Origin of the sequence: Francisella philomiragia, from assembly GCF_018135955.1 — a bacterium.
Taxonomy (GTDB): Bacteria; Pseudomonadota; Gammaproteobacteria; order Francisellales; family Francisellaceae; genus Francisella; species Francisella philomiragia.
The window spans coordinates 1,624,218-1,641,102 of the sequence record NZ_CP063138.1 but is presented as its reverse complement, the minus strand read 5'-3'; the positions used below and the strand labels follow the sequence as shown (position 1 = coordinate 1,641,102).

Below are 16,885 nucleotides of genomic sequence, written 5' to 3'. Positions count from 1 at the left end.
ATAGTTTAACAAAAAATATAGGTCAGTAGTTCAATTGGTAGAGCAGCGGTCTCCAAAACCGCAAGTTGGGGGTTCGAGTCCCTCCTGGCCTGCCACATAATTAAGGCGGTGTTGTGACTTTTGCAACATCGCCTTTTTTATTTCTTGATATTATTTATTTGGTGTGATATTTTATTGGCTACGTTTATAATTTCTCTATGTAAATACTTTTTTAAGAAAGGGATATCTTGTGAAAAAAAATCAAGGTTTAAATAAAGTGTGGGTCAGTGGTGCTACAAAGACTAGCGAAATCAAGAAGATTTCTAAGTCAAGTAGCTTGTTGTTGTGGGTAGTTTCAGCAGCAATTATAGTCTTTGGTGTTGCGGTCACTATGTACTCTGATGTGCTTGGTGGGAGTTATAGCTCCTATAATACATCTTTAGCTGTTATTGTGGTCTTGGTGGCTTTAGTTGTTGCAAGATTTACGAATCAAGGGCGTCGCTTCTGGGCATTTTTTCAGGCGTCTAAACTTGAGTTGGCAAAGGTTGTATGGCCTACACGCAAGGAGACGATGACGATATCGGCTATGGTCATAGTGGTTGTTATAATTTTTGCACTAATAATATCTTTATTTGGTGTTATATTTGAGAGTTTTATTCAGTATTTTCTGGGTTAATAAAGGGATATAAATATGCTTTGGTATGTTGTGCAAGTGCACTCAGGTTATGAGAAAAGAGTGAAAACTCAGCTAGAAGAAAATATAGAAATAGCAGGCTTAAAAGGAAACTTTGGTAGAATACTTGTTCCAACTGAGAATGTTGTTGAAATGAAGGGTGGTCAAAAACGTAAGAGTGAAAGAAAGTACTTTCCAGGATATGTTTTGATTGAGGCTAATTTAACTACGGAAGCGTGGGATATCATAAAGGCTGTACCTAGAGTGCTAACTGTTGTTGGTTCACGAGGTAAGCCAATTCCATTAAGTAAGGCTGAGGTGGAGAGGATATTAGGATTTGTAGAGGGAAGTACTTCTACGGTTGAACCTAGATTGAGAAAAACTTATCATGTTGGAGAAGTTGTTAGAGTTCTTGAAGGGCCTTTCAACGATTTTACTGGTGTTATTGAAGAAGTTAACTATGAAAAATCAAGATTAAGAGTGGCGGTATCTATATTTGGTAGATCTACTCCTGTTGAGCTTGAGTTTTCACAGGTTGAAAAAGAATCTTAGTAATGATTTACTAGGATGTGGGGAGCTTATATCTTTATATAAGTGCTATTAACCTAAATTTGGAGAAAAATAAATGGCTAAGAAAAAAATAGAAGCTATTATTAAGTTGCAAGTAGCAGCAGGGAAGGCGAATCCTAGTCCACCAATTGGTCCTGCATTGGGTCAGCACGGTGTTAATATTATGGGATTCTGTAAGGAATTTAACGCTAAGACACAAGGTATGGAGCCTGGTATGCCAATACCTGTTGAAATATCAGTGTATAGTGATCGTAGTTTTACTTTTGAAATGAAGACTCCTCCAGCTTCTTATTTAATTAAGAAGGCTATCAAGGTTAAGTCTGGTTCATCAAATCCTTCAAAAGATTTTATTGGTACTATTACTCGTGAGCAATTAGAAGAGATTGCTAAGGTTAAAGATCCTGATTTAACAGCTGCAGATATTGATGCTGCTGTAAGAATTATTGCGGGTTCTGCACGTAGTATGGGTGTAAAAGTAGAAGGGGTTGAGTAATGGCTAAAATTTCAAAAAGAATGAAAGAAATCTCAGCTAAGATTGATGCTGAGAAAAAGTATCCTGTATCAGAAGCTTTTGATATTTTAAGAGATGTTTCATCTGTTAAATTTGTTGAATCAGTAGATGTATCTGTTGCTTTGGGAGTTGATCCGCGTAAATCTGATCAGGTTGTAAGAGGAGCATCTGTTCTTCCTAATGGTACTGGTAAAACTGTTAGAGTAGCAGTTTTTGCTAAAGGTCCTGCTGCTGATGCTGCTAAAGAAGCTGGTGCTGATGTGGTTGGTATGGAAGATTTAGCTGATGAAGTTAAAAAAGGTAATATGGACTTTGATGTTGTTATCGCTTCACCAGATTCAATGAGAGTTGTTGGACAGCTTGGTCAAATACTTGGTCCTAAAGGTCTTATGCCGAACCCTAAGGTTGGTACTGTGACTATGGATGTTGCTAAAGCAGTTAGAGATGCTAAAGCGGGTCAAGTTAGATATAGAGTCGATAAAGCAGGTATAATTCATACTACTATTGGTAAGGTAAACTTTACTAGTGATGCTTTAAAACAGAATTTAGAGCAGCTATTGACTGATCTTAAAAAAGCAAAGCCATCAGTATCAAAAGGTATATATTTGAAGAAAGTTTCTGTATCTAGTACAATGGGTCCAGGAATAAGTGTTGACTTTTCGGATTTAAATATATAATATACTGCTTTGCAATTTCTTTGGGTTGTATGAAAATGCAACGATCAAAGACCGTAGGAGTCGAGCTTGCTTGGCTTAATATTTATCCTACGCAGACGATGTTGACAACCTTTTTTGGTCTAAATATCGTGTTAATTAAATAAAGTGTGGACAATAAATAAGGAGTCGATATGGCACTTAGAATAGAGGATAAAAAAGCAATTGTTGCTGAAGTTGCTGAACAAGTGTCCTCAGCATTGTCTGCAGCAGTAGCAGACTACCGTGGTTTGACTGTTAATGAAATGACTTCATTAAGAAAGCAAGCTCGTGAGTCTGGAGTTTATTTAAGAGTTGTGCGTAACAACTTAGCACGTTTAGCAATTAAAGGAACTGATTTTGAGTGTCTTGGTGATGCTCTTAAAGGTCCTCTTGTTCTTGCTCTTTCTAAGGATGAGCCAGGTGCAGCAGCTAAGCTATTTAAAAGCTTCCAAAAAGATCATAATGCTTTTGAAGTGAAAAATTTAGCTATGTCTGGTGAACTGTTTGGTCCTGAAAAGTTAGATGACTTTGCTAAGCTTCCTACTAGGGAAGAGGCACTTGCTACATTACTTAATGTTATGCAAGCACCAGTTACTAAGTTTGTTCGTACTCTTAATGAGATTCCGTCTCAGGCGGTACGAGTATTTGCTGCTGTTGGAGATAGTAAATAATTGCACTGGCTTATAGAAAAGCTAAAAAAGAATTAATTGTTAAATAAATAGGAGTTATAAAAATGTCTATAACAAAAGAAGATATCCTAAATGCTGTTGCTGAAATGAGTGTAATGGATGTATGTGATTTAGTTAAAATGATGGAAGAAAAATTTGGTGTATCTGCTGCTGCTGCTGTTGCTGTTGCTGCTGCTCCAGCTGCTGCTGCTGAAGCTGCTGAAGAGAAAACTGAATTTGACGTTGTTTTAGTTGATGCTGGTTCAAATAAAATTGCTGCTATTAAAGCGGTAAGAGGCGCTACTGGTCTTGGTCTTAAAGAAGCTAAAGATGCTGTTGAAGGTACTCCTTTCACAGTTAAAGAAGCTGCATCTAAAGATGAAGCTGAAGCTCTTAAAAAGCAACTTGAAGAAGCTGGCGCTAAAGTTGAGCTTAAATAATAAAATTCTAAATTATAATTTTTAGAAATTTATGACTAGTGGTCAGTTTTGGCCCCTAGTCTTTCTAGTATTGAAAGATACATAGATATTGGTGCAAATATAGTCATATTTGCTTTTTATTTTGTGTAAACAAAATCTTAGGGATGTTTTTGATGTCTTACTCATACGCTGAGAAAAAAAGAATTCGCAAAGAGTTTGGGGTTCTTCCTCATATCTTAGATGTGCCATATTTACTTTCCATTCAAACAGAGTCTTATAGAAAATTTTTAAATGCAGATGATGCAAAAGGTAGACTTCACTCTGGTCTTGAATTAGTGCTTAAGCAATCTTTTCCTGTAGAAAGTAAAAATGGGCAATATGAACTTCATTATGTCGATTATCAAATTGGTGAACCTACTTTTGATGAAACAGAGTGTCAGGTACGTGGTGCTACATACGATGCTCCATTAAATGTGAAGTTGAGATTGGTTGTATATAACAAAGAAGCCCTTCCTAGCGAAAAAGTGGTGGAGGATATTAGAGAAGAATATGTCTATATGGGCGATATTCCTCTTATGACAACTAATGGTACTTTTATAATTAATGGTACAGAAAGAGTAGTTGTATCACAGTTACATAGATCACCTGGTGTATTCTTTAGTAAGGATGATTCAGAGGAAGGTGCGTTTTCGGCACGTATTATTCCTTACAGAGGTTCATGGCTTGATTTTGAGTTTGACTCAAAAGGTATTATATGGGCTAGAATCGACAGAAAAAGAAAATTTTGCGCTACAGTAATTTTAAAAGCTCTTGGATATACGCAAGAGGAAATATTAAATAGATTCTCTGATAGTAAGACAATTAGTTTTAATAATAAAGGTTTTGCACTTAAGCTTGATGATCTTTCTAGTATGAAAGGTGAAGTGCTTAAGTTTGATATTATTGATGAAAAAGATAATACAATTGTTAAGAAAAATAAAAAATTAACATCTAGAGATATTAAGAAAATCAAAGATGCAGGAGTTGATTCTGTAGCGATTGATTTTGATTTAGTTAGTACTCTTAGAGTGGCAAAAGATATCGTTAATGAAGCTACAGGTGAAGTGATAGCTTATGCTAATGACGATGTTACAGAAAATTTATTAGAAGCATGTGTAGAAGCGGGCATGCTTGAATTGGAAGTTATTGATTTTATAACTACCGAAAGAGGTAGATATATATCAGATACCCTGAAATATGATCTTACTAAAAATACAGATGAAGCACTTGTAGAAATATATAAGGTTCTTAGACCTGGTGATCCTCCAGCAGCAGCTTCTGTAAAAGCGCTATTTGAGGGACTATTCTTCATTGAAAGTAGATATAGCTTATCTGATATAGGTAGAATGAAGCTAAATGCAAGATTAGGTTCTGATAATGTATCTAAAGATATTTATACTTTAGAAAATAGTGATATTGTAGGTGTTATCGAAGAGCTTATTAATATCCGTGATGGTAAAGGCAAGGTCGATGATATCGATCATTTAGGTAATAGACGTGTTCGTTCTGTTGGTGAGATGGTTGAGAACCAGTTTAGAATTGGTCTTTATAGAGTAGAAAAAGGTATCCGTGAGAGTATGTCTTTGGTACATAAAGATAAGCTTATGCCTAAAGATATTGTTAACTCTAAACCAATTACAGCAGCAATCAAAGAATTCTTTACATCGGGTGCTTTATCTCAGTTTATGGATCAAGATAATCCACTCTCTGAAGTAACTCATAAAAGAAGAATTTCAGCACTGGGTCCAGGTGGTTTATCGCGTGATAGAGCAGGCTTTGAAGTTCGCGATGTTCACGCAACTCACTATGGTAGACTATGTCCTATTGAGACTCCAGAGGGTCCAAACATTGGTCTGATTAACTCATTGGCAAGTTATGCACGAGTTAATGATTATGGCTTTTTAGAAGCACCATATAGAAAAGTAGTTAATGGTAAAGTAACTAATGAAATTGAATATTTATCAGCTATTGATGAAGACCATTATGTGATTGCCCAAGCATCGACTAAACTTGATAAAAATAACCACTTTGTAGAAGATCTTATTCAGTGTCGTTCTGGCGGTGAGGCAATATTTACTGAGTCAAGTAGAGTTCAGTATATGGATGTTTCTGCTAAACAGATGGTTTCAGCAGCTGCAGCATTAATACCATTCTTAGAGCATGATGATGCTAACAGGGTATTGATGGGTGCAAACATGCAACGTCAAGCTGTACCAACGCTTAAATCTGAAAAGCCTCTAGTGGGTACTGGTATGGAGAAGATTGTTGCGAGAGACTCTGGTAACTGTATTATCGCAAGAAATGCTGGTGAGATAGCAGAAGTTGATTCTAATAGAATAGTTGTTAAAGTTGATACTGAAAAATCTAAAACAAGCAAGTTAGTTGATATTTATAGCCTGACTAAGTTTAAGCGTTCAAATAAGAATACTTGTATCAATCAACGTCCAATAGTTAATGTTGGTGATAAGATTGAAGCGGGTGATATTTTGGCTGACGGTTTTGCAACTGATTTTGGTGAGTTATCACTTGGCCATAATCTTATGGTTGCTTTCATGCCGTGGAATGGTTATAACTTTGAGGATTCAATTTTACTTTCTGAGAGAATAGTAAAAGATGATAAGTACACTAGTATCCATATTGAAGAGTTTACATGTGTGGCTCGTGATACTAAATTAGGTCCTGAAGAAGTAACAGCAGATATTCCAAATGTAAGTGAGTCAAGTCTTGCTAAGCTTGATGAGTCAGGTATTGTCCATATCGGTGCAAATGTTGAATCAGGTGATATTCTTGTAGCAAAAATTACTCCAAAAGCTGAGCAGCAGTTAACTCCTGAAGAAAGACTTCTTAGAGCAATCTTTAATGAAAAAGCATCAAATGTTGCTGATAGTTCATTAAGAATGCCTAGTGGTACTTCAGGTACTGTAATTAATGTTCAGGTTTTTGAAAATGATAAAGGTGGCAAGAGTAAAAGAGCTCTTAAAATTGAGAAAGAACTAATTGATAAAGCGCGTAAAGATTTCGATGAAGAATTTGCTGTGATTGAATCTGTAGTTAAATCATCTATCGAGACAGATGTGATTGGAGCTAAGATACAAAAGGCAAAAGGACTTAAGAAAGGTGCTGTTCTTACAAAAGAATTTTTAGCAACTTTACCTTTTTCTAAATGGCTGGAAATTTCTTTTGAAGATGAAAAACTTGAGCAAAAAGTACAGAATGCTAGAGAGTATTACGAAGAAGCAAAAATAGCTGTAGATGCTAGATTTGAAGCTAAGAAAAAATCTATCATGCAAAGTAATGAGTTATCTCCTGGTGTACTTAAGACTGTTAAAGTTTTTGTCGCTATTAAAAAGCGTATTCAGCCAGGTGATAAGATGGCTGGACGTCATGGTAACAAAGGTGTGGTTTCACGAGTGTTACCAGTAGAGGATATGCCATATATGGAAGATGGTACTCCTGTAGATGTCTGTTTGAATCCACTAGGTATTCCTTCGCGTATGAATATCGGTCAGATTCTAGAGGCTCATTTAGGGTTAGCTTCTTATGGCTTAGGCAAGAAAATAGAGCAAACTCTAGAAAAAACAAGAAAAGCAGCAGAGTTAAGAAAAACTTTAGAAGAAGTCTATAATAGTGTAGGTGACAAGAAAGTTGATCTTAAAGCTTTAAATGATGAAGAGATATTGAATCTTTGTGAAAATCTAAAAGGAGGAGTGCCAATTGCTACCCCTGTATTTGATGGTGCAAAAGAAGAAGATATCAAATCATTGCTAAAAATAGGTGGCTTTGCAACTAATGGTCAGATGAAACTATTTGATGGTCGTACCGGTAAACCATTTGATAGGCATGTAACGGTTGGTTATATGTATATGCTTAAGTTAGACCATTTAGTAGATGATAAAATGCATGCTAGATCAACTGGATCTTATAGCTTAGTTACGCAACAACCATTAGGTGGTAAAGCGCAATTTGGTGGTCAAAGATTCGGTGAGATGGAAGTTTGGGCGTTACAAGCATATGGTGCTGCTTATACTCTAAGAGAGATGTTAACCGTTAAGTCAGATGACATAACTGGTAGATCTAAGATGTATAAGAATATAGTTGATGGTAAGTTAACTATGAATGTAGATGTTCCAGAATCATTCAATGTTTTAAGAAATGAAGTTAGAGCATTGGGTATAGATATGGATTTTGACTATTCATCTGAGGAAGAATAAGCATCTTAATTTGAAGCTACTTATTTTTTGTTATTTAAAATAAAAGTATAGGAGAATTACCTGTGAATAACGGTATCCTACATCAAAACTACAATAGTAAAAAGTTTGATATTATTAAAATATCTTTAGCATCTCCAGAGGTCATTCGTTCATGGTCTCATGGTGAAGTTAAAAAACCAGAAACTATAAATTATAGAACATTCAAACCAGAGAGAGATGGATTATTCTGTGCTAAAATCTTTGGTCCAATAAAAGACTACGAGTGTTTGTGTGGTAAGTATAAAAGACTTAAGCATCGTGGCGTAGTATGTGAGCGTTGTGGTGTTGAGGTAGAGCAGGCCAAAGTACGTAGAGAAAGAATGGGTCATATAGATTTAGTGTGTCCAGTAGTACATATATGGTATCTAAAATCTTTGCCTTCTAGAATAGGTCTGTTTCTTGATATGCCATTAAAGAATGTTGAGAAGGTTCTATACTTTGAATCTTACATAGTTACAGATCCAGGCATGACTCCACTAGAGAAAAAACAGCTTCTTACTGATGATGAGTATGCTGAAGCTCTAGAGAACTATGGTTATGAGTTTGAAGCATCTATGGGTGCAGAAGCTATAAGAGACTTATTAGCAGATACCGATCTTGAAACTGAAATAGAGTCTCTACAAGCCGAATATGAAGAGAGTAAATCTACAGCTAAAAAAGAAAAAGCTATTAAGAGATTAAGACTTCTTGAAACTTTCCAAGCATCTGGAAATAAACCTGAGTGGATGGTAATGACTGTATTACCAGTTTTACCGCCAGATTTAAGACCATTAGTTCCAATTGAAGGTGGTAGATTTGCAACTTCTGATCTTAATGATTTGTATCGTAGAGTAATTAATAGAAACAATAGACTTAAAAAACTATTGGATTTAAATGCTCCAGATATTATTGTTAGAAATGAAAAGAGAATGTTACAGGAAGCTGTAGATGCGTTACTAGATAACGGTAGACGTGGTAGGGCTGTAACAGGTTCAAATAAGCGTCCACTTAAGTCTCTTGCTGATATGATAAAAGGTAAGCAAGGACGTTTCCGTCAGAACTTACTTGGTAAACGTGTAGACTATTCTGGCCGTTCTGTAATTACGGTTGGTCCATCTCTAAGATTGCATGAGTGTGGTTTACCTAAAAAGATGGCATTAGAGCTATTTAAGCCTTTTGTATACTCTAAGTTAAGATTAGGTGGTTATGCAACAACTATCAAACAAGCTAAGAGAATGGTTGAGCTTGAAGAAGCTGTTGTATGGGATATTTTAGAAGTTGTTATTAATGAGCATCCTGTATTACTAAACCGTGCTCCAACACTTCATAGACTTGGTATTCAGGCATTCGAACCTAAGCTAATCGAAGGTAAAGCAATACAGCTACATCCTTTGGTTTGTGCGGCATTTAATGCCGATTTCGATGGTGACCAAATGGCTGTACACGTACCATTAACTGTAGAGTCTCAATTAGAAGCTAGAGTATTAATGATGTCTACAAACAACATCTTATCTCCAGCATCTGGTCAGCCGATTATCACTCCTACTCAAGATATTGTACTAGGTTTGTACTACATTACTAGAGAAAAAGAAGGCGCTCGTGGTGAAGGTAAATTATTTTCAAACTATGATGACGTTAGTAGAGCATATAACTCTGGCACTATAGATATCCATGCTAAAATTAAGCTTAGAATAGATAGACAAGTTTTTGATACTAAAGGCAATACTTATAATGAGAAGGGGGTTATAAATACTACTGTTGGTAGAGCACTACTTCTTAATATATTGCCAGAAGGTTTGTCATTCTCATTATTAAATAAAGTACTTGTTAAGAAAGAAATTTCTAAGATTATTAATCAAGCATTTAGAGTGCTAGGTGGTAAGGCGACTGTAGTTTTAGCAGATAAACTGATGTATGCAGGTTTTAAATATTCGACATTATCAGGCGTTTCTGTAGGTGTTGATGATATGACAATACCTGAAAATAAAGAAGCTAAAGTAGAAGAAGCAGAAAAAGAAATTAAGCATATTACGGAGCAGTATCAGTCTTCATTAATTACAGAGAATGAAAGATATAATAATATCATCAATATTTGGAGCAAAACCTCGGATGAGGTTGGTGCTTCGATGATGGATGCGATTTCAAAAGATACTGTAATGGTAAATGGTGAGAATAAAGAAATCGAATCATTTAACTCTGTATATATGATGGCAAAATCAGGTGCTAGAGGTTCTTATAACCAGATGAGACAGCTTGCAGGTATGCGTGGTCTAATGGCTAAGCCAGATGGAACGATGATTGAAACTGCTATTACTGCAAACTTTAGAGAAGGCTTGTCAGTATTGCAGTACTTTACATCTACTCACGGAGCTCGTAAAGGTCTAGCAGATACAGCATTGAAGACAGCTAATGCTGGTTACCTAACTCGTAGACTTGTGGATGTTGCCCAAGATTTAGTTGTTATCGAAGAAGATTGTGGTACTGATGATGGTTTAATGTTCTCAGCTATTGTTGAAGATGGCGAAGTTAAAGTTCCTCTAGTAGAGAGAGCTTTAGGTAGAACATTAGCTGCTGATGTTGTGACTGAAAAGGGAGTTGTTCTATTAGAAGCTGGTACTCTACTTGATGAAAATCTTGTTGAGATACTTGACGATAATGGTATTGACATGATCAAGGTTAGATCTCCAATTACATGTAAAACTCGTAGAGGCTTATGTGCTAAATGTTATGGTCGTGACCTTGCTCGTGAAAGAAAAGTCAATGTCGGTGAGTCTGTTGGTGTAATTGCTGCTCAGTCAATTGGTGAGCCAGGTACACAGCTTACGATGAGAACATTCCATACTGGTGGTGCGGCATCATTAGGTATTACAGTATCTGATATTAAAGTTAAGACTGCTGGTAAGATTAAGTTCAAAAACATAAGAACAGTTACAAATAAAGATGGTCAAAATATAGTTATATCAAGAGCTGGTGAAATTATAGTTTCTGATACTATGGGCCGTGTTAGAGAGCAACATAAAATCCCTATGGGTGCGGTTGTTCCTTTAGCAAGTGGCAAGGGTGTTGAGATTGGCGATGTTATAGCTACTTGGGATCCGCATGCTCAACCATTGATTACTGATGTTGCTGGTAAAGTAGTTTTAGAGGATGTTATTGATGGTATTACATCAAAGCATACATATGATGATTTAACTGGTCAGCAAACTATTGAGATAACTTCAATATCTCAAAGAACAACCTCTAAGAACTTAAAGCCAGTTGTTAAAGTTGTTGATGAAAAAGGCAATGAGCTTAAATCAATTTCATTAGCTGTAGGTGCTGTATTGAACGTTACTGATGATTCAGTATTAGAGGTTGGTGATGTTGTTGCTAAGATTCCTTTAGAAGGATCTAAGAATAAGGATATTACAGGTGGTCTTCCACGAGTTGCTGAACTTTTTGAGGCTAGACGACCTAAAGATGCTGCAATATTATCGCCTTGCGATGGTATGGTTAGATTGGGTAATAGAGATACTAAAGAAAAGCAAAGGATTGAAATCTTGGATAAGAGCGGTCATATTGCTGAAGAGATACTATTGCCTAAATCTAGACATCTAGTAGTTTTTGATGGTGAACAGGTATCTAAAGGCGACGTGTTAGCCGATGGTCCTACTGATCCACATGATCTTCTTAAGTATAAAGGTTTAGAAGCGTTTGCTGACTATATATTGATTGAAGCTCAGTCTGTATATCGTATGCAAGGTGTTGTAATTAACGATAAGCATATTGAAACGATCGTTAGACAGATGTTAAGAAAAGCAACAATTCTTGATGAAGGTGATAGTAAGTTTGTCAAAGATGAAAGTATTGAATTAGTAAGAATACTTGAAGAAAATGATAGGCTAGCTAAAGAAGGTAAGAGATTGGTTGAGTATGAGCTTACTCTAATGGGTATCACTAGATCATCTTTATCTACGGAGTCATTCTTGTCTGCAGCATCGTTCCAAGAAACGACTAGAGTATTAACTGAGGCTTCGATACATTCTCAAGTTGATCAATTAAGAGGACTTAAAGAAAACGTTCTTATTGGTAGATTAATACCTACAGGTACAGGTTTAGCGGTTAGAAAAGAGTCTAATAAAATTGAGAAGATGAGAGAAGAGCTAGGTGTAGAAGATAATATGATATTCACAGAAGCATCATCATTTAACACTGAAGATACTCTCTTTGAGAATCAGATTGAAAAAGAAGATAAAGATATTAATGATGATATTGAAGAGTCATTAAGAAATGCTTTGGAATCTTTAGATTTCTAATTATTATTTGTATCAAGGTATTGCATATTTATAAATGCAATACCAAAGAGTTTTCTAAAATATCTCTCAAATTAAGTTTTATAATTTCAAAAAAATTAACTATAATATTGTCAATATGTCTTATTTAAGAATGTAGCTAATGTTTAGTACAATTAAAAAACTGTTTTGGCAAATACTATTTGGTTTAGCAATTATTGTAATTGTTTTTTTATCTATATTGAATACTGATAATGTCAGTTTTGATTACATATTTGGTAGTACAACATTGCCTCTTATGGTGCTTTTATCTATTGCTTTTGTGATTGGTTTGGTTGTGGGCTCATTTATAACTAAATTTATTCAGATCACAAAGACTAATGGTGGTGCTGGGGCTGCTAAGAAATAATGCTTGTTTTAGGTATAGAAAGCTCCTGTGATGAAACTGGTTTGGCGATTTATGATTATTCATCTAAAACTCTTGTTGCAGATGTATTGTATAGTCAGATAGATTTGCATAAAAAATATGGTGGAGTAGTTCCAGAACTTGCATCACGTGAACATATTGCAAAATTAAATATTTTGACTAAAGAGCTGCTCAGTAATGCTAACATCAATTTTAATGACTTAAGCTGTATTGCCTATACAGCTATGCCAGGACTGATTGGTGCACTAATGGTGGGGGCAACTTTTGCTAAAACATTAGGATTGATACATAATATTGATACAGTAGCCGTACATCATCTTGAAGGACATTTATTATCCCCTCTTTTAGATCAAAGTAGTGATATAAAATATCCATTCGTTGCATTACTGGTATCTGGTGGGCATACTCAATTATTCGAAGTTAGAGAGTTTGGTGAATACTCTTTACTCGGAGAGTCTATTGATGATGCTGCCGGAGAAGCATTTGATAAAACAGCTAAACTTCTAGGGATGTCATACCCTGGTGGAGTCGAGGTGGCTAATCTTGCTGAAAAAGCTACAGATAAAAAAAAGTATGATCTGCCTAGACCAATGAAAAATAAGCCTAATTTGGATTTTAGTTTTAGTGGTCTAAAGACTGCTGTATTGAATACTTGGTATAGTGAAACAGATCAGTCATATGAAAATAAAGCAAATTTATGTTATGCATTTCAAGAAGCGGCTATAGATGTTTTAGTAACAAAGTGTGAAAAAGCCTTACAGAAGACAGGAAATAAAAGGTTGGTTATATCTGGTGGGGTTAGTGCGAATAAATTGCTACGCTCTAAGTTGGATGTACTGTCTAAGAATAAGGGTTATGAGATATTTTTCCCTCCAATGAAATATTGTACAGATAATGGTGCAATGATTGCTCTTGCTGGCGCTTATAGATATGCCAATAGTTTTAAGGATTCTAATTTAGAAATCAATGTTAAAGCTAGAGCTCAAATTTAAACGCGCTTAAATAGCTATCAAAAAAATCAGATACGTGTTATCATAGCATTGTAGTTAATTTTCCCGTATCCACATCAAGTGGGTTAAATTCAAAAAAAGGTTAAAGGTTCTAAATGAATAATAATAATGAAATAATACATCAAACCATAGAAAAACAAGGCAGTATAGTTTGGAAGAGTGTCTTCGGACTTCTGTTACTTCCAATAGTTGCTCTGATTGCTGTACCTTGGTATGCAATGACTTATGGTTTTTCAACTGCGGATTATGTGGCTTTAGTTGTATTTTATATTCTAACAGGTGTTGGTATTACAATGGGCTATCATAGACTTTGGTCACATAAAACTTATAAAGCTAATAAGATAGTAAGTTATGCTCTTATGGTTTTTGGGACAGCAGCTTTACAGAATAGTATAATTCAGTGGGCTTCAGATCATAGAAAGCACCATAAAGATGTTGATGATCCTGTAAAAGATCCGTATGCAGCTACAAGAGGTTTTTGGTTCTCTCATTTTGGCTGGCTGTTAAGACATAGTAGTCCAGATGTACAAGAAATTAGAGGTGTCAATGATCTTCTAAAAGATAAGGCTGTGGTCTTCCAACATAATCATTATACTGTGTTAGCTATTTTAGCATGTTTTGGATTGCCTACATTAATAGGATTTATATTTGGATTCTTAACCGGCGGTACGTTAACTGCTGCTTGGCAGAGCGCCTTAGGTTTTTTAATTTTAGGTGGTCTGCTTAGAGTTATTTTAGTACATCATGCAACTTTTTGTATTAACTCTTTGGCTCATACTATAGGCAAAAGACCATATTCTACAAAAAATACAGCTAGAGATAGTTGGATAACTGCTATAGTGACTGGTGGAGAAGGCTATCATAACTATCATCATGCGTTTGCTGGTGATTATAGAAATGGTATCAGATGGTTTGATCTAGATCCATCTAAGTGGTTTATTGCAGGTTTAGCAAAAATAGGCTGGTGTTATGATCTTAAAACTACGCCTAAGCATTTGATTGAAATTGCGAAAGCTAAGGTCAAGTTAGATGAGGCGCTAACTAAGAAGAATAAATCGTTTGATTTGGGTATTGAGGAATTGTACTCTAAGTTAGTTACAAATGTTAAAAACATGTATAGTGCTAAGCAAGAATATCTAAAAGCTAAGAAAGAAAATGTATTATCTAAAGCTGATATCAAAGAGATAAAATCTAAATATAAAGATTTAAAAATCGAATTTATTCAAGCGAAGAAAAAATATAACAAAGCTAGTACTATAGCATAATCTAATAAATATTTCTTAAGTATTCTCTTTCAAAAACTTTCCCTCTAATATTTTATAAATATAACTTTAAAATTTATGTATCAAAGGTTGTAGGTTGTTTAGTAAATTTGTTCTTATGCACATAATAATTTAAGTGATAATTGACTAAATGACTCATATCTAAGCTTTTACCAGATTCTGTAGTCAAGCCCTGACACAATGTAATGTAATGTAATATTGCCTTGATACTGTCCAAAAAAAGAGTGTCTATATTCTATTATCGAACTTTGTAACCTAAAATATGATTAACTTTATAGAAACTGGTAAGGGATATTTAGATTTGTTGCTTTCAAGAACTACTCTTTAGATATAAATGTTTAGTGATTAACGAACTATTAAATTATCTAATTTAGTTAGAGTCATCTAACTCAGAAGTTTCATGAGCACCTCTAAAAGTTTATCTTAAAAGTCTCTAATAGAGCCAATTATATTTCCTAATATAAGTCTTTTTCTTATTACCTTGTATTTTCGATTAGATTGAAAAATAGATACTAGAAATGCCGGAGTATAGTGGCATATGAGTTTATATAATTATTCTCAATATTGTATAAATAATATATGATTAGCTATAAACTCTTAATAAAAAGACAATCACTTTCACATTCACAAAGTATTGTCATATTATTGTAATAGATTCTAATAATATAGGTGGTTGATTTTATTGAAATATAGAGAATATAAATAAGAAATTAGATTTTAGCAGCAGATTTAAGATTATCAGCCTTATCTATTTTTTCCCAAGTAAACTCTGGTAACTCGCGACCAAAATGACCATAGTTAGAAGTTTTGCGATAAATAGGTCTAAGTAGATCAAGATTTTCGATAATTTTACCAACTCTAAGATCAAAAGTTTCTGAGACTAGTTTTTCAATTTTGCTATCAGAAATTTTACCTGTACCAAAGGTGTTGACCATCAAAGAAACAGGCTTTGCTACACCAATAGCATAAGCAACTTGAACTTCACATTTATCAGCTAGCCCAGCAGCAACAATATTCTTAGCGATATATCTACCCATATATGCGCCAGAGCGATCAACTTTTGAAGGATCTTTTCCAGAGAATGCACCTCCACCATGATGAGCAGCTCCACCATAAGTATCAACAATAATTTTTCTACCTGTAAGACCACAATCTCCTTGAGGACCGCCTATTAAGAACACACCCGTTGGATTAATGTGATACTTCGTGTCTTTTGTGATTAGTTCAGCAGGGATTACTTCTTTCACAATCTCTTCGATAACAGCATCGTGTAAATCTTTTTGAGATATTGATTCATTATGCTGAGTAGATAAAACAATTGTATCAATGAACTTAGGTTTATCATTTTCGTATGCTAAAGTTACTTGAGCTTTTGCATCTGGTCTTAACCATGCAAGTTTGCCTGATTTTCTATGTTCTGCTTGTTTTCTCATTAGTAAATGAGAGTAGTAAATCGCAGAAGGCATCAAAGTTGGTGTTTCATTGGTGGCGAAACCGAACATTAGTCCTTGATCACCTGCACCAAGATCTTCTAGCGAGCCACGATCAACACCTTGGGCAATGTCACTAGATTGTTTACCAATAGCATTGATTACAGAGCAAGTTCTGCCATCAATACCTTTGTTTGCATTATCGTATCCAGTTTCAACGATTACTTTTCTGACTAGCTCCTCAATATCAATCCAAGCAGAAGTTGTAATTTCGCCAGCAACTAGAGCCATACCAGTTTTTACTAAAGTTTCACATGCAACACGAGCGTTTTTATCTTGTTTTAAAATTTCATCTAAGATTGCATCTGATATTTGATCAGCTAGTTTGTCTGGATGTCCTTCTGAAACCGACTCAGATGTGAATAAATAATTTTTTGACATTTTGTTCTCCCTTTTAGTATTGCTAAAAGGTCTCTAGAAAATTTTGAATAAAAATTTAGTAGAAACGCTTTAGCTTATTATTTAGTGTCGCAAGCAAGTTGTTTGTTAAATTCAGCGACTTCGGGTATTATATATTATGTTTATGTAAAGTCAACTATTGACATTTTAGTCAAGAGACTTTAAAGTATTGCTATTAAATTTTTGCATAATTTTTGCTAGGTTTATGGCTGCTAAGCTTAG

General features: G+C 34.9%; 12 protein-coding genes and 1 tRNA gene. 12 read left to right on the top strand and 1 reads right to left on the bottom strand.

The window, feature by feature from the left end; all coding sequences use genetic code 11:
• Positions 1–19: 19 nt before the first annotated feature.
• From IMS64_RS08035 to IMS64_RS07980, 12 genes are all read left to right on the top strand, one after another.
• Positions 20–95, top strand: a tRNA-Trp gene (locus IMS64_RS08035).
• A 134-nt stretch (positions 96–229) separates the two neighbouring features.
• Positions 230–655, top strand: a complete 426-nt coding sequence (secE, locus tag IMS64_RS08030) for a preprotein translocase subunit SecE (protein ID WP_035736956.1) — start codon at positions 230–232, stop codon at positions 653–655.
• Positions 656–670: 15 nt separating this feature from the next.
• A complete protein-coding gene (gene nusG / locus IMS64_RS08025) occupies positions 671–1,204 on the top strand; it encodes a transcription termination/antitermination protein NusG (RefSeq protein ID WP_211490378.1) in 534 nt (177 codons plus the stop codon).
• A gap of 73 nt (positions 1,205–1,277) precedes the next feature.
• Positions 1,278–1,715: a 50S ribosomal protein L11 gene (gene rplK, locus IMS64_RS08020; protein ID WP_012280431.1), complete on the top strand. Its 438-nt coding sequence runs from the start codon at positions 1,278–1,280 to the stop codon at positions 1,713–1,715.
• Positions 1,715–2,410 (top strand): 50S ribosomal protein L1, encoded by a 696-nt coding sequence (gene rplA / locus IMS64_RS08015; protein ID WP_012280432.1) that lies wholly within the window; start codon positions 1,715–1,717, stop codon positions 2,408–2,410. Before rplK ends, rplA begins: the two co-directional genes overlap by 1 nt.
• A 170-nt stretch (positions 2,411–2,580) precedes the next feature.
• Positions 2,581–3,099, top strand: a complete 519-nt coding sequence (rplJ, locus tag IMS64_RS08010; RefSeq protein WP_004287058.1) for a 50S ribosomal protein L10 — start codon at positions 2,581–2,583, stop codon at positions 3,097–3,099.
• Between the two features lie 62 nt (positions 3,100–3,161).
• Positions 3,162–3,536 carry a 50S ribosomal protein L7/L12 gene (gene rplL, locus IMS64_RS08005; protein ID WP_004287059.1) on the top strand — a complete coding sequence of 125 codons (375 nt, stop codon included), beginning with the start codon at positions 3,162–3,164 and terminating at the stop codon, positions 3,534–3,536.
• A 152-nt stretch (positions 3,537–3,688) separates the two neighbouring features.
• Positions 3,689–7,765 carry a DNA-directed RNA polymerase subunit beta gene (rpoB, locus tag IMS64_RS08000; RefSeq protein ID WP_211490377.1) on the top strand — a complete coding sequence of 1,359 codons (4,077 nt, stop codon included), beginning with the start codon at positions 3,689–3,691 and terminating at the stop codon, positions 7,763–7,765.
• A 62-nt stretch (positions 7,766–7,827) separates the two neighbouring features.
• Complete coding sequence (gene rpoC, locus IMS64_RS07995; protein WP_211490376.1) at positions 7,828–12,078, top strand: DNA-directed RNA polymerase subunit beta'; 4,251 nt, start codon at positions 7,828–7,830, stop codon at positions 12,076–12,078.
• A gap of 139 nt (positions 12,079–12,217) precedes the next feature.
• Positions 12,218–12,463, top strand: a complete 246-nt coding sequence (locus IMS64_RS07990) for a lipopolysaccharide assembly protein LapA domain-containing protein (protein ID WP_004287062.1) — start codon at positions 12,218–12,220, stop codon at positions 12,461–12,463.
• On the top strand, positions 12,463–13,473 hold the full coding sequence (gene tsaD, locus IMS64_RS07985) for a tRNA (adenosine(37)-N6)-threonylcarbamoyltransferase complex transferase subunit TsaD (protein ID WP_211490375.1): 1,011 nt from the start codon (positions 12,463–12,465) through the stop codon (positions 13,471–13,473). The genes IMS64_RS07990 and tsaD overlap by 1 nt, the downstream gene beginning before the upstream one ends.
• A 113-nt stretch (positions 13,474–13,586) precedes the next feature.
• On the top strand, positions 13,587–14,756 hold the full coding sequence (locus IMS64_RS07980) for an acyl-CoA desaturase (protein ID WP_042524049.1): 1,170 nt from the start codon (positions 13,587–13,589) through the stop codon (positions 14,754–14,756).
• Positions 14,757–15,484: 728 nt separating this feature from the next.
• On the opposite strand, the gene metK is transcribed toward IMS64_RS07980, so the two are convergent.
• On the bottom strand, positions 15,485–16,645 hold the full coding sequence (metK, locus tag IMS64_RS07975; RefSeq protein WP_200165647.1) for a methionine adenosyltransferase: 1,161 nt from the start codon (positions 16,643–16,645) through the stop codon (positions 15,485–15,487).
• Positions 16,646–16,885 lie beyond the last annotated feature (240 nt).

What these genes read in the sequence shown, in the direction of transcription:
- nusG (WP_211490378.1), top strand. Translation starts at nt 671, where the DNA reads ATGCTTTGGTATGTTGTGCAAGTGCACTCAGGTTATGAGAAAAGAGTG.
- rplK (WP_012280431.1), top strand. Translation starts at nt 1,278, where the DNA reads ATGGCTAAGAAAAAAATAGAAGCTATTATTAAGTTGCAAGTAGCAGCA.
- rplA (WP_012280432.1), top strand. Translation starts at nt 1,715, where the DNA reads ATGGCTAAAATTTCAAAAAGAATGAAAGAAATCTCAGCTAAGATTGAT.
- rplJ (WP_004287058.1), top strand. Translation starts at nt 2,581, where the DNA reads ATGGCACTTAGAATAGAGGATAAAAAAGCAATTGTTGCTGAAGTTGCT.
- rplL (WP_004287059.1), top strand. Translation starts at nt 3,162, where the DNA reads ATGTCTATAACAAAAGAAGATATCCTAAATGCTGTTGCTGAAATGAGT.
- rpoB (WP_211490377.1), top strand. Translation starts at nt 3,689, where the DNA reads ATGTCTTACTCATACGCTGAGAAAAAAAGAATTCGCAAAGAGTTTGGG.
- IMS64_RS07990 (WP_004287062.1), top strand. Translation starts at nt 12,218, where the DNA reads ATGTTTAGTACAATTAAAAAACTGTTTTGGCAAATACTATTTGGTTTA.
- tsaD (WP_211490375.1), top strand. Translation starts at nt 12,463, where the DNA reads ATGCTTGTTTTAGGTATAGAAAGCTCCTGTGATGAAACTGGTTTGGCG.
- IMS64_RS07980 (WP_042524049.1), top strand. Translation starts at nt 13,587, where the DNA reads ATGAATAATAATAATGAAATAATACATCAAACCATAGAAAAACAAGGC.
- metK (WP_200165647.1), bottom strand. Translation starts at nt 16,645, where the DNA reads ATGTCAAAAAATTATTTATTCACATCTGAGTCGGTTTCAGAAGGACAT.